The organism is Kitasatospora sp. YST-16 (assembly GCF_026802215.1).
In the GTDB taxonomy this organism is placed as follows: domain Bacteria; phylum Actinomycetota; class Actinomycetes; order Streptomycetales; family Streptomycetaceae; genus Kitasatospora; species Kitasatospora cineracea.
Genome location: NZ_CP113837.1, coordinates 327,236 through 340,550, shown reverse-complemented (window position 1 = coordinate 340,550; position 13,315 = coordinate 327,236). Strand labels below are relative to the sequence as shown.

11 protein-coding genes are annotated in these 13,315 nt (G+C 75.1%); 6 read left to right on the top strand and 5 right to left on the bottom strand.

The genetic code is table 11. From position 1 onward, the window contains the following. Positions 1–5 precede the first annotated feature (5 nt). Entirely contained in the window at positions 6–419 is a 414-nt protein-coding gene (locus OU787_RS01595) for a VOC family protein (RefSeq protein WP_030460815.1), read from the top strand. 148 nt (positions 420–567) lie between these two features. Here the strand turns inward: OU787_RS01595 and sph are convergent, their stop codons facing one another. Next, on the bottom strand, positions 568–1,548 hold the full coding sequence (gene sph, locus OU787_RS01590; RefSeq protein ID WP_268658250.1) for a sphingomyelin phosphodiesterase: 981 nt from the start codon (positions 1,546–1,548) through the stop codon (positions 568–570). Positions 1,549–1,738: 190 nt separating this feature from the next. Between sph and OU787_RS01585 the strand changes: the two genes are divergently transcribed. Further along, positions 1,739–2,470 carry a Clp protease N-terminal domain-containing protein gene (locus OU787_RS01585; protein ID WP_268658249.1) on the top strand — a complete coding sequence of 244 codons (732 nt, stop codon included), beginning with the start codon at positions 1,739–1,741 and terminating at the stop codon, positions 2,468–2,470. Between the two features lie 171 nt (positions 2,471–2,641). Here OU787_RS01585 and OU787_RS01580 read toward each other — a convergent pair whose 3' ends face one another. Then, a complete protein-coding gene (locus tag OU787_RS01580; protein WP_030460812.1) occupies positions 2,642–3,352 on the bottom strand; it encodes a type 1 glutamine amidotransferase domain-containing protein in 711 nt (236 codons plus the stop codon). A gap of 224 nt (positions 3,353–3,576) precedes the next feature. Here OU787_RS01580 and OU787_RS01575 point away from each other — a divergent pair, with 224 nt between their 5' ends. Next, positions 3,577–4,203 carry a GNAT family N-acetyltransferase gene (locus OU787_RS01575; RefSeq protein WP_030460811.1) on the top strand — a complete coding sequence of 209 codons (627 nt, stop codon included), beginning with the start codon at positions 3,577–3,579 and terminating at the stop codon, positions 4,201–4,203. 386 nt (positions 4,204–4,589) lie between these two features. On the opposite strand, the gene OU787_RS01570 is transcribed toward OU787_RS01575, so the two are convergent. Beyond that, positions 4,590–4,961, bottom strand: coding sequence for a winged helix-turn-helix transcriptional regulator (locus OU787_RS01570; protein WP_268658248.1), 372 nt, complete (start codon positions 4,959–4,961; stop codon positions 4,590–4,592). A 102-nt stretch (positions 4,962–5,063) separates the two neighbouring features. Here OU787_RS01570 and OU787_RS01565 point away from each other — a divergent pair, with 102 nt between their 5' ends. Beyond that, the gene (locus OU787_RS01565) at positions 5,064–5,825 is read left to right on the top strand and encodes a group II truncated hemoglobin (RefSeq protein ID WP_268658247.1); all 762 of its coding nucleotides are present in this window, start codon (positions 5,064–5,066) and stop codon (positions 5,823–5,825) included. Here OU787_RS01565 and OU787_RS01560 read toward each other — a convergent pair. After that, on the bottom strand, positions 5,813–7,150 hold the full coding sequence (locus OU787_RS01560) for a tRNA ligase subunit PheS family protein (RefSeq protein WP_268658246.1): 1,338 nt from the start codon (positions 7,148–7,150) through the stop codon (positions 5,813–5,815). The two genes, OU787_RS01565 and OU787_RS01560, sit on opposite strands and share 13 nt — an antisense overlap. 387 nt (positions 7,151–7,537) lie before the next feature. Between OU787_RS01560 and OU787_RS01555 the strand changes: the two genes are divergently transcribed. After that, positions 7,538–8,182, top strand: a complete 645-nt coding sequence (locus tag OU787_RS01555; protein ID WP_268658245.1) for a class I SAM-dependent methyltransferase — start codon at positions 7,538–7,540, stop codon at positions 8,180–8,182. 65 nt (positions 8,183–8,247) lie between these two features. Here OU787_RS01555 and OU787_RS01550 read toward each other — a convergent pair whose 3' ends face one another. Further along, positions 8,248–9,219, bottom strand: coding sequence for a helix-turn-helix transcriptional regulator (locus OU787_RS01550; RefSeq protein ID WP_268658244.1), 972 nt, complete (start codon positions 9,217–9,219; stop codon positions 8,248–8,250). A gap of 250 nt (positions 9,220–9,469) precedes the next feature. Between OU787_RS01550 and OU787_RS01545 the strand changes: the two genes are divergently transcribed. Continuing rightward, on the top strand, positions 9,470–13,270 hold the full coding sequence (locus OU787_RS01545; protein ID WP_268658243.1) for a S8 family serine peptidase: 3,801 nt from the start codon (positions 9,470–9,472) through the stop codon (positions 13,268–13,270). Positions 13,271–13,315 lie beyond the last annotated feature (45 nt).

Genomic DNA, 13,315 nt, shown 5'->3' with positions numbered 1-13,315 from the left:
GGGGCATGGACATCAAGCTCTCGCAGTGCTTCATCGCCGTCGACGACCACGAGGCCGCGCTCGGCTTCTACCGGGACGCGCTCGGGCTGGAGGTGCGCAACGACGTCGGCTTCGAGGGGATGCGCTGGGTCACCCTCGGTTCGACCGCCCAGCCCGACGTCGAGGTCGTGCTGGAGCCCCCGGTCGCCGACCCGGGCGCCACCGACGCCGACCGGCAGGCCGCCGCCGAACTGCTCGCCAAGGGCCTGTTGCGGGCCGTCAACTTCCGCACCGCCGACTGCGACGCCACCTTCGAGAAGGTCCGCGCCACCGGGGCCGACGTGCTCCAGGAGCCGATGGACCAGCCCTACGGCGTCCGCGACTGCGCCTTCCGCGACCCGGCCGGCAACATGGTCCGCTTCGCCCAGCCCAGCCGGTAGGCCCCGGCCCGGCCGGCAGGCCCTTGCGGGCCCGGTGGGCCCTTGCCGGGCAGGTGGGCCCTTGCCGGGCAGGTGGGCCCTTGCCGGGTCGGCGGACGCCGCTCGCGGGACGACCCCGCGGGCGGCGTCCGCCGTCCTCGGCGCCGGATCAGCCCGCGAGCAGCGGGTAGTGGTCCGACAGGTCGGTGTACGTGTACGAGCTGCCCCAACTGCTCACCGTCCACGGCGCGGAGTGGAAGCGGTGCACGGTGTTGGTGTACTGCTGCGGGCGGGCGTGGTCGGCCCGGTACAGCACGTAGTCCAGGTCCTCCTTCGGCTCGCCGGGGTAGCGGTAGGCGGCGATCGAGTTGTCGACGGTGTCGAAGGAGTTCGCCCAGCCGGTGCGGGTACTGGCCGGGGCGAGGTTGCCGTTGGCCAGCAGCGCCGGGTACTCGCCGCCGTGCGAGTCGATGTTGAGGTCGCCGGCCAGCACGATCGGCTCGTCCGCCGGGATCTGCTTGGCGTCCAGGAAGGCCCGCATCGCGCGCAGCTGCCTGCCCCGGACGTCCGCGGCCTGGCCGTTGGCGCAGCCGGAGTCGGTGGACTGCAGGTGGGTGCCCACCACGTGGGTGCGCTGCCCGTTCACGTTGATCTGCGCGTAGACGAACCCCTTGTTGGACCACCAGTCCGAGCCGCAGGCGTCCTTGAACACGTACTGCTCCTTGCGCAGGATCGGCCACTTGCTCAGCAGCAGCACCCCGCCGTCCTCCGGGGTGGTGCTGCTGTAGCTGCCGGACGTCGCGTCCCAGCCGGAGGTGGAGCGGCCCACCACCGGCGTGCGGTACGGGTAGGCGCCGGCCGCCTTCGCCGCCAGCGCGTCCGAGACCGTGTTGTCGAACGCCTCCTGGAGGACCACCACGTCGTGGCCCTGGAAGAAGTCCGCGCCGGCGATCGCCTGGGCGCGCTGGGCCTGGCCCCAGTTCGGGTAGAGCGAGGTGCTCATCAGGAAGGTGTTGTAGCTGAGCACGTCCAGCGGGGCGACGGTGGCGGGCGCGGTCTCGGCGTGCGCGGCGGTGGTCTGAGTGGTCGTCAGCAGGGCGGCCGCGGCGGCGAGTACGGCGGCGGTGCGGGCGGCGCGAAGGGCGGGCATGGAGGCTCCGGTGGGTGAGGGCCGGTCGATGTTGTGCAGTCAACTCGGGCCGCCGTGACGCGGACAAGACAGCGGGCGGCGGGCGGGTGAACTCGGCCGAAACACCACCTACCGGCGGGTAGGAACCGGCCGCGCCGGGCGCTGTCAACGGAAGGTTGACACCCCCTGACTGTCAACCTAAGGTTGCCTCATGGCAGACACCTCCGGAGCGAAGCCCTCCGTCCGGCTCGACGACCTGATCGAGGGCATCAAGAAGTCGTACCCCGAAGCGCTCGACCAGCTGTCCAACGCGGTCCTGGTCGCCGACCACCTCGGCGACGTGGCCGACCACCTGATCGGCCACTTCGTCGACCAGGCCCGCCGCTCCGGCGCGTCCTGGACCGACATCGGCCGCAGCATGGGCGTCACCCGCCAGGCCGCCCAGAAGCGCTTCGTCCCCAAGGACCCCGGCGAGGTCACCGAGATCGACACCGCGCAGGGCTTCAACCGGTTCACCCCGCGGGCCCGCAACGTGGTGATGGCCGCCCACCAGGCCGCCAAGGACGCCCGCAACGACGAGGTCCGCACCGAGCACCTGGTGCTCGGCCTGCTCGCCGAACCCGAGGGCCTCGCCGCCGCCTACCTGGTCACCAGCGGCGTCCCGCTCGACACCGTCCGGGAGGCCGCGCTGGCCGCGCTCCCGCCCGCCGTCGAGGACGCCCCCGAACTCGTCCCCTACGACGCCGGGGCCAAGAAGGCCCTCGAACTCACCATGCGCGAGGCCCTCCGCCTCGGCCACAACTACGTCGGCACCGAGCACCTGCTGCTCGCCCTCCTCGAACACGAGGCGGGCACCGGCATCCTCACCTCGCTCGGCCTCGACAAGGCCGCCGCCGAGGCCGAGTTCCTCGCCATCCTCGCCCAACTGGCCAACGAGTCCTGACGGTTCGACCCGCACACCCCGCGAGCGGCGGGGCCGCCCTGGGACGGGAGCGGCCCCGCCGCTCACGGCTGCCCGGCGACGGCCGGACGAAACGCGGTGGCCGGGCGAAACGCGGCTACCGGGCGAAACGCGGGGGCAGGGCGAAACGCGGTGGCCGGGGGAGCGGCGCGGCTACCGGGCGAGCGCGGCGAGCAGCTGGGTGGCTAGGCGGGCCGAGGAGGCCGGGTTCTGGCCGGTGTGCAGGTTGCGGTCGGCGGTGGTGAACGGCAGCAGCGGCAGGCGGCCCTTGACGTAGTGGGCGCCCTCGGCGCGCAGCCGGTCCTCCAGCAGCCAGGCGGCCTTGCGGCCGAAACTGTTCAGCTTCTCCTCGGTGTTGGACAGCGCGGTCATCCGGTAGCCGGTGAACGGCCAGGACCCGCCCTCGTCGCGGGCGGCCAGCAGCGCGGCCGGGGCGTGGCAGAGCAGCCCGAGCGGGCGGCCGGAGCGCAGCACCCGGGTCAGCAGCGCGCCGGAGACCGGGTCCTGCGCGAGGTCCTCCATCGGGCCGTGGCCGCCGGGGTAGAAGACGGTGCCGAAGTCGTCCGGGTCGACGGCGTCCAGCGCGACCGGGCGGGCCAGCTCGGCCCGGATCGAGCCGAGGTACGCGGAGACCTCGCGCAGCGTGCGGGGCAGCCCGGCGGTGCGGGACATGCTGAGCCGGTCCAGCGTCGGCGGCCGCCCGCCCGGCGTGGCCAGCGTGACCTGCCAGCCCGCCGCGGTGAACTCCCGGTGCGGGACGGCGAGTTCCTCGCCCCAGTAGCCGGACGGGTGCCGGGTACCGTCGCGCAGCGTCCAGTGGTCGGCGGCGGAGACGACGAAGAGGGCGCGGCCGGGTGCTGCCATGTCCGGAACTCCAGGGGTGCGAGGGGGCTTGCCGGGTCGAAGCTACGGCCGGGCGGGACGGGTACGGACGACGGCGCGCCGGGCGCGGACCCGGGCGGGTTGGCGGAGCTGTGCCCGGGGCGGCCGGATTCCGCCCCTCGAAACTCCGTTGACGACCCGTCGGCCCAGCCGGTTCGCTGCTGCCGGGAGCGATCCCGCGCACCCGGACGGAGAACGGAGCAGGCATGGCGTACCGACTGCAGGGCCCGGTGCTGGAGGGGCGGCTGGTCCGGCTGGAGCCGCTGGAGCAGCGGCACGCCGCGGGGCTGGCGCGGGCGGCGGCGGAGAGCCGGGACAGCTACGGGTTCACCTGGGTGCCGAGCACGGAGGAGAGCGCCGCCGAGTACGTCGCCACCCAGCAGGGGCGGGCCGCCGCCGGTCGGCTCGCCCCGTACGCGCAGGTCTCGCGGGCCACCGGCCGGGTCGTCGGCGCCACCGCGTTCTGGGACCCGCGGACCCTGCCGGACACCGGCGTGCTGTACGCCGTCGAGATCGGCTTCACCTGGCTCGCCGCCTCCGCGCAGGGCACCGGGATCAACGCCGAGGCCAAGCTGCTGCTGTTCCAGCACGCCTTCGAGCAGTGGCGGGTCAGCCGGGTCGACCTCAAGACCGATGCCCGCAACGCGCGCTCCCGGGCCGCGATCGCCGCGGTCGGCGCCCGCTTCGAGGGCGTGCTGCGCAAGTCGGGACGCTCCTGGGCGCCCGGGGAGGACGGCAGGCCGCGGGACGCCGCGGTCTTCTCGATCGTCGACGACGAGTGGCCGCAGGCCAAGGCCGCCCTCCAGGAGCGCGTCGCCCGCTACGGGACGTGACGCCACGGGACGGGACGCCACAGGACGTGACGCCGCGGGACGGGACGCCGGGGGAGTGGCGGGCGCGGCGTCACTTCCCGTGCGGGGGCGGCGGGTTGGCCGGGCCGGGCGGTGGCGGGGGCGCGCCGCCCATGCCGGTCGGCTTCCCGGACGGAGCTTTCTGCGGTGCCACGGTTCCCCTCCTCGGTGCGCCCGGCGGCGGAGCGGGCCGCCGCCGGCAGGTGCGGTCAACGGCTGGATTCCCTCCGGGCGCCGGGCTATGCGACCGCACATCCGTCCAGCTCCACCCGCCGCGGGCCGATGATCCGATCATCGGCCCGCAGCGCGGGTGCGCTCATCCCTCGGACGGGCCCCCGCCCGGCGGTCCGATCAGCGCACCGGTGCGCTCATCCCTCGGACGGGCCCCCGCCCGGCGGTCCGATCAGCGCACCGGTGCGCTCGGCCCGCCCCACGCCCCACGCGTACAGCGCCTCCAGCACCGGCACCAGGCTCTCGCCCTCCTCGGTCAGCCGGTACTCGACCGACGGCGGGACGGCCCCGTCCGAGTGCCGGGCGACCAGGCCCGCCGCCTCCAGCCCGCGCAGCCGCTGGACCAGCACCTTCTCGCTGACCCCGGGGATCCGGCGGCGCAGCGCCCCGTACCGGTGCACCCCCTCCTTCAGGTGGGCCAGCACCACCACCGCCCACTTGCCGCCGATCACGCTCAGCGACAACTCCACCGCGCAGTTGTGCCGCTGACCGTCCGTCAGTTTTCCCACCTGGCTCCCCGCCGGTTCCGCCACCGTTCAGCTCCCCCGTTCGGCTACTTACCGTGAAGTGCGTTCTTGTCCCGGGACGCGCCCTGCGGTTGGGTTCCGATCATGACGGTCGAATACATCCGCTACCGGATCGACGGGGCGCGCGCCGCCGCGTTCGAAGCAGCCTACGCCCGCGCCGCCGAGCCGCTGGCCCGAGCCGAGCAGTGCCTGGACTTCGAACTGAGCCGGTGCACCGAAGCCCCGGACCACTACGTCCTGCGGATCCGCTGGACCTCCACCGAGGAGCACCTCGAGGGCTTCCGCAAGGGCGAGCACTTCGCCGCGTTCTTCGCCGAGATCAAGCCGTACGTCGCGGACATCCAGGAGATGCGCCACTACGAACCGACCGCGGTGGCCGGCCGGGGCGGCGCCCACCCCACCCTGTACGACTGGGCCGGCGGCGCCGAAGCCCTGGAACGCTGGTTCACCCGCTTCTACGAGCACGTCGACGCCGACCCGCTGCTCGCCCCGCTCTTCGCCGACAAGCACCCCGACCACGCCCGCCACGTCGCCGCCTGGCTCGGCGAGGTCTTCGGCGGCCCCCGCACCTACAGCACCCGGTACGGCGGCCACCGCGGGATGGCGACCCACCACCTCCGCCGCGGCATCGACGAGGCCCGCCGTCGCCGCTGGGTCGCCCTCCTGACGGACACCGCGGACGAGGTCGGCCTCCCGGCCGACCCCGAGTTCCGCGCCGTCCTCGCCTACTACCTCGAGTGGGGCACCCGGATGGCCGTCCTCTACTCCGGCCCCACCCCGCCGCCCGTCCTCGAAGCCCCCGTCCCCCGCTGGGACTGGGGCCTCACCCCGCCCTACCGCGGCTGACCGGCGGCCCTTGCCGTCGCTGCTGTCGTCGTCGGAGCCGTCGGAGTCGTCGGAGCCGTCGGAGCCGTCGGAGCCGTCGCCCACTGGTGCGCGGTGCCCTGGTGCAGGGCCGAGTAGACGCGGTCGCGCAGGGCGTTGGCCTCGGCGTCGGTGAGGGTGCGGTGCAGGTCGCGCAGGACGACCTTGAGCAGCAGGTTGTGCTGGTCGGGGTGGGCGCCGAGGCGGGCCAGGGCCTGCGGGGGCAGGTCGCGGCAGGGGGTGGCGGCGAGGACCTCGACCGTCTCCACCCGGTCGGCGTCCGCGCCGAGCGCGTCCCGGACGCGGTCGCCGAGGTCCTCGGCGAGGTCGGCGCCGTCCACCGCGACGGACAGGTCGCGGCGGACCGCGGGCAGCGCGGAGACCGGCCGGTACGGGGCGAGGTCGGTGAGCTGGGCGGCGACGGCCGGGTCGGCGGAGCGCAGCAGGCGGATGTCGGGAATGCCCTTGCGCAGCATCAGCACCCGGTCCAGGCCCAGGCCGAGGGCCAGCCCGCTCCACTCCGGCCCCAGCCCGGCCCCGGCCAGCACCCGCGGGTGGGCCAGCCCGCACTCGGCGACCTCCACCCACTCCTCCTCGTCCGCGCCGCCGTTCCCACCGCCGTTCCCGTCGCCGTTCCCGCCGGCGTCCCCCTCGCCGTTCCCGCCCGCCGCGACGTCCAGTTGACGCCCCGCCAGGGTGTACGGGTGGACCCGCTCCTCGGTGCGGTACGCCGCCCCCGGCAGCAGCGCCCCGGCCAGCGCGGCGATCATCCCGGTCAGGTCGTCCGGCCCGGCCGGGAGCGGACGGCGGGTCAGGTACCACAGGTCCAGCTGGTGCGGGGTGCCGCTGTGCAGCCGGTCGATGCTGTCGCGCCGGTAGACCAGGCCGGGGCAGACCAGCAGCACCGACTCCGGCGCGGCACCGGCCGCGGCCCGCGCGGCGAGCGCCCGCAGCGCGCCCGGGACCAGCGCGCTGGAGTGGCTGCGCAGCATCCGCCGGTCGTCGACGTACCGGGTGTAGCGGGCGTCCCGGGTGATGTCGTCGGCACGGTAGTTGAGGTGGTCGTAGTTGTCGGCGACGGTCACCGCCCGCTCGCCCCGGTGCACCAGCACCTCGCACCCCCAGCGCCCGGCCAGCGCCCGCGCCGCGCGGTCGACCAGCAGTTGCAGGGCGTGCGGCCCGGCGGCCGGGTCGGTCAGGTCGCGGACGGCGAGGTCGCGGGCGAGCTGCTCCGCGGACAGGTGGCGGACGGAACCGCGGGTGGCGGTGCGGTCGGGAGCGGCAGTGCGGTCAGGGGTGGTGGACATGGCGGCCTCCGGGCCTGGTCGGAAGAGGGCAACGAGGGGGGAACACCACACCCCCCGGCCCCTGGGCACGACCCGCCACCGGGGGCCGACCCGCTCCGCCGGAGCCTCGCTACCGGCGCGACGGAACCCGCCCCCTGCGGCACCCATCGGGAGCCGGGGGGCCGGTAAATCGGCGAGAGTTCGCAACGACGGCCATGCCCGGAGTCTAGGCACCCCACCCGGCCCGCCCGCAACGCATTTACCGCCCCGGTCCACCGCCCCGCCCGGAACCCCGGCCCCGGCTAGGCTGAGCGCTTCCCCGGCGCCGGACGACACCGGCCGCCGGACGGGACCGGGCAGCGGGCGACGGACAGCAGGCAGCAGGCAACGGACAGCGGGAGGCGCGGGATGGGGACGGACCACGGGGTCGGACTGGCGTACGACGGGGTGGCGGAGCTGTACGCCAACCTGTTCCGGGGCGAACTCGCCACTCAGGAAGTCGAGTTGGCGCAGATCCGGCGGCTGGTAGAGGCGCCCGCGGTGGCCGGGCGCGGGCTGCCGGTGGGCGACCTCGGCTGCGGGCCGGGGGAGGCGACGGAGCTGCTGGCCGGCCTGGGCGTGCGCGCGTTCGGGCTGGACCTGTCGGCCGGGATGCTGGCGCAGGCCCGGCTGGCGCACCCCGGCCGGCCGTTCCTGCGCGGCTCGCTGCGCGCGCTCCCGCTCGCCGACGGCAGCCTCGGCGCGGTGCTCGCCCGCTACTCGCTGATTCACCTCCCGCCCGCCGAACTCCCGTCCGTGCTGGCCGAGTTGCGCCGGGTGCTGGCCCCGGGCGGGCTGCTGCTGACCGGGTTCTTCGCCGCCGACCCGGAGCTCGGCGACCGCGACCTGCCCGTCCCGTTCGACCACAAGGTGTCCACCGCCCACCGCTGGCCGGTGGACACCCTGGCCGGGCTGTTCCGCGCGGCCGGCTTCACCGAGACCGCCCGCACCCGGCGCGCCCCCGGCCCCGGCGAGCGCTTCCCGCAGGCCACCCTGCTGCTCACCCGTCCCTGAACCGGGGCCCGCCCCCGAACCGTGTCCGCAACCCCGTCCGCTCGTCCGTCCGCCCGTCCGCCCGTTCAGTCCGCCCAGCCCCGCCGGTGCGCCTGCCAGCCGAGTTGGATCCGGGTGTCGGCGCGGGCCAGTGACATCAGCCGGCTGATCCGGCGCTGCACGGTGCGCAGTCCGAGGCTGAGCTGCTTGGCGACGGCCGGGTCGGTGGCGCCGGAGAGCAGCAGGGCGAGGATGCGCCGGTCGGTCTCGTCGGGCTCCCCGGCCGGGACGGGGCCGACGGCCAGGTCGGGGCCGGTGCGGCCGAGCGGGTGCGCCCACTCCCAGGTCTGTTCGAACAGCACGGTGAGGACGGTGACCAGGGCGGGGGCCCGGATCACCAGCGCCACCGGGTCGGTGGTGGAGGCGGTGAGCGGGACGAGGGCCATCGAGCGGTCCGCGACGATCAGCTTGGTCGGCACGTTCTCCACCACCCGGACCTGCTGCTGCCGGTCCAGTGCCTCGAACAGCGGCCGGGCCGCGCCGGGTTCGTCCAGCGAGCGGCGCTCCAGCACCACCCGGTAGGTGACGCCGCGGGCCACCGCCGCAGTCTCCGCGCCGGTCTCGTCGGCGGCCACCACCTGGTGGCGCCCGGTCACCAGGGCCAGCAGTTCGCGCTCCGCGCCCGCCTGGAGCTGGGTGACCCGGTGGCTGATCGCGGCCCGCCCGGCCACCACCTCGATCAGGTCCCGATGGGCCCGGTCGTTCCCGGCGGCCGCGCTGCGGTACGCCTCGGTGAGCTGGGAGGCGGTCAACTCGGCCTCCTGGAGGGCGTGCCGCTGCCCGGTGAGCAGCGCCTCCAGGGCGACGGCCGGGGGAGCGGCGGTGAAGCGCCGGTCGGCGTCGGGGGCGACCAGGCCGCTGGCCTGGAGGAGTTCGAGCGCGCCGGTGGGCAGCGGGCCGCAGCGGGCGGCCAGTTCGGCCCGGGTCGCCGGGCCGTGGGCCACCAGGTGGGTGTAGACCCGCTCGGCGTGCTCGTCCAGACCTATCGCCGCCAGCACCCGCACTCCGTTCGCCGTACCGAGAACCACCCCTGTCCGGCCGCGCCTCCCACCGCCCCTCCCGGTGCCCGCGGTGCCCCGCCGACCGGGCCCGAACCCCCGTCAGGGGCCCGTCCCGCACCGTCGGTTCGCACCGGACGCACCCGGTGGCGGGTTGCCGCCGGGCGGTGATCCGCCAGCGCACATCATGACCGGTCAGCCGGGTTTTCTGCCAGGCTCACCGGCCATAAACCGACTCCTGGAGGCGTTCATGACACTGCCTGCGCGCATACGCGGCGCGATGGCACTGACGGTGGCGGGCATCCTCGCCACCGGCGCGCTCAGCACCACCGGCCAGGCGTACGCGGCCACCCCGGCCGCCCCGGCCACCCCGGCCGCCGCCCCCGCCGGACCGGCAGCCCCCGCGAGCACCCTGACCGGCCGTCAGCCCACCGCCCCGCGCACCGTCACCCTGGTCACCGGCGACCGGGTGCAGGTCGCCACCACCGCCGACGGCCGCACCAGCGTCACCGTCCTGCCCGACGAGCACGGCAACCTCCCGCTCACCTTCACCCAGCAGGAGAACGGCGACCAGTACGTCCTCCCGCAGCGCGCCTCCGCCGCCCTCGCCGCCGGCACCGTCGACCGCTCCCTGTTCAACGTCAGCTCGCTGCTGCGCCAGGGCTACGACGACCAGGGCACCGGGACCCTCCCGCTGATCGCCGTCTACCGGGACGCCCGGGCCGCCGACGCCAGCCCGCAACTGCGCGCCCGCGCCGCCGGGACCAAGCAGCTCAAGGCCGTCGACGGCGTCGCCTTCGCCCCCGCCAAGGACACCGCCGCCCGCACCTGGGACCAGCTCGTCGGCCCGGACGGCAAGGGCCGCGACGGCCTGGCCAAGCTCTGGCTGGACCGCAAGGTCAAGACCGCGAACGACGCCGAGACCCGGCAGATCGGCGCCCCCGCCGCCTGGGCGGCCGGCCTCGGCGGCGACGGCGTCAAGGTCGCCGTCCTGGACACCGGCATCGACGACCAGCACCCCGACCTGGCCGGACAGGTCGACGCCCGCCGCAACTTCACCGCCGAGACGCCCGACGAGGACGTGCACGACGCCGTCGGCCACGGCACCTTCGTCGCCTCCGAGATCGCCGGCACCGGCGCCGCCTCCGGCGGCAAGGAGCGCGGCGTCGCCGACCGGGCCCGGCTGCTGGTCGGCAAGGTCCTCGACGACGGCGGCTCCGGCACCGACTCGCAGATCATCGCCGGCATGCAGTGGGCCGCCGACTCCGGCGCCGACGTCGTCTCGATGTCGCTGGGCAGCCAGGAGCCCAGCGACTGCACCGACCCGATGTCGGTGGCCGCCCAGAAGATCGCCCAGCAGTCCAGGGCGCTGTTCGTGGTCGCCGCCGGGAACCTCGGCAGCTACCAGTCCGTCAGCTCCCCGGGCTGCGCGCCCGCCGTGCTCACCGTCGGCGCCGTCGACGGCAAGGATGCCACCGCGAACTTCTCCAGCCACGGCTCGGTCACCGGCACCCACACCCTCAAGCCCGAGATCGCCGCCCCCGGCGTCGACGTCAGGGGCGCCGCCGCCGGCGGCCGCGGCGTGTACGCCTACACCGCGATGTCCGGCACCTCGATGGCCACCCCGCTGGTCGCCGGCACCGCCGCCCTGGTCAAGCAGCGCCACCCCGACTGGGACGCCGCCCGGATCAAGGCCGCCCTGGTCTCCGCCGCGCTCGCCACCGTCCCCGGCGACGTCCAGCAGGTCGGCGCGGGCCGGCTGCGCGCCGACGCCGCCACCACCCAGCGCGTGCTCGGCGCCCCCGCCGTCGGCTTCGGCGACTTCGCCCACCCCCAGCAGAAGTCCGACACCCGCACCGTCCAACTCCCGTACACCAACACCGGCGACCGGCCCGTCACGCTCAAGCTCGCCGTCCAGCGCACCGACGGCGACGACGACTCCCCGGTCAGGGCCAAGGCCGTCAAGCTCGGCACCGACCGGGTCACCGTCCCCGCCGGCGCCACCGTCGAGGTGCCGCTGACCCTCGACCCGACCGCCAAGCTGGCCGGCGGCCAGTACGGCGACCTCACCGGCCGGGTGCTGGCCACCGCCGCGGACGGCAGCACCGTCTCCACCCCGTTCAACGCCTACGTCGAACCCGACACCTTCGCCGTCCGGGTCAAACTGATCGACCGCGACGGCAAGCCCGCCGCCCCCGACGCCGGCAGCAGCATCACCATGGTCGACCTCGGCCAGGCCACCGGCACCCGCCGGGCCCCCGACGCCAACGGCGAGATCGTCTACCGGCTGCGCCCCGGCAGCTACTCGCTCAGCGGCTACGTGGTCACCCCCGACCGGCGCGACACCACCGGCGAAGCCTCGCCCAAGGGCGTCACCGCGCTCGCCATGCCCGAACTCCGGCTGGACGAGGACACCGTCCTCACCCTCGACGCCCGCAAGGCTGACAAGATCGAGGTCAAGGCCGACCGGGACACCCGGGTCCGCAACGCGGTGCTCGAACTCGGCCGCTGGTGGGGCGACAAGTGGGTCGACTCCACCGGCGTGCGCACCGGCCTGCTGCCCGTCGAACTCTCCGCCTGGGGCTCCGGCAAGGCCCGCACCGGCGGCTTCGAGTTCGGCAGCTACCTGCGCCTGGCCGCCCCCGAGGTGGTGCTGCGCGGCGCCGGACTCACCCTGGAGCCGCACTACGCCCAGTACGCCGACGAGGCCCACCTGCCCGCCACCGGCAGCGCCGCCCTGACCGCCGTCGCCGCCCCCGCCGACCTGGCCGGCGCCGACCTCAAGGGCCGGCTCGCCCTCGTCCCCGACGACGGCACCTCCCAGCGCACCGTCTCCGCCGACGCGAAGAAGGCCGGCGCGGTCGGCGTCCTGACCTACCGCCCGACCCCCGGCGTCTTCGCCAAGAACGACATCAGCCTCGACGTCCCCGTCCTGCCGATCACCGCCGACCAGGCCGCCGCCCTCAAGACCGCCCTCGGCACCGGCACCACCACCCTCACCTGGACCTCCACCCCCGACAGCCCCGACGTCTACAACCTGGCCTTCCACGACACCGGCTCCATCGCGGGCCGGCAGGACCACACCGTCCGCGACCGCGACCTCGCCACCGTCACCGAGGACTGGCACGCCCTCGGCACCCCCGTCCGGATGACCGACTACACCAGCGTCGAACGCCCCTGGAACCCGTACGCGGCCCAGGCCGTCGCCCAGGGCCTGGTCGCCGCCCCGTCCGTCCGCACCGCCCGCTACACCGCCGACGACACCACCTGGCTGCACGACGCCCAGAGCAGCTGGCCGTTCAACGAGTTCATGCAGGACCTGCCGCGCCGCTACCAGGCCGGACAGCAGCGCACCGAACAGTGGTACCGCGGCGTGCTGCGCCCCACCGCCGGACGCGACACCGACGGCTCCCCGCTGCTGATCGGCGAACGCCAGGCCGACCTGATCGGCGTCGACTTCAGCCGCTCGCTGTGGGGCGACGGAAACACCGACCACACCGGCTCGATGGCCTACTTCGGCGACGGCGCCGCCGTCGAACTGTTCAGCGGCGGCCAATCGCTCGGCCGCTCCTGGTTCGGCCCCTCCAACGTCTGGGAGATCCCGGCCGAAGCCCGCGACTACACCCTGGTCCTCGAACAGCAGCGGTTCTACCACCGCGACCTGTGGCAGCGCTCCACCGCCGTCCGCACCGAGTTCGGCTTCCGCTCGGCCGGCGACCCCGCCGCCTACTCGCAGTCCCTGCCGCTGCTCCTCCCCGACTACCGGCTCGACCTGGACGGCGACAACACCGCCCCCGCCGCCCCGGTCCGGATCACCCTCACCGCCACCGGCCAGCACGGCTACACCCCCGCCCCGCTGACCGGCGCCCGGCTCTCCTACTCCTACGACGGCGGCACCACCTGGACCGACGCCCCCGTCGGCCCCGACCGCACCGCCACCCTCGACCACACCGGCGCCACCGGGAAGACCGTCACCCTGCGCACCACCCTGACCGCGGCCGACGGCGCCACCGTGACCCAGACCGTCACCGACGCGTACGCCGTGCGCTGACGAGCCGTCACTGACGGGCGCGCCGTTCGCTGACGCACCGTCACC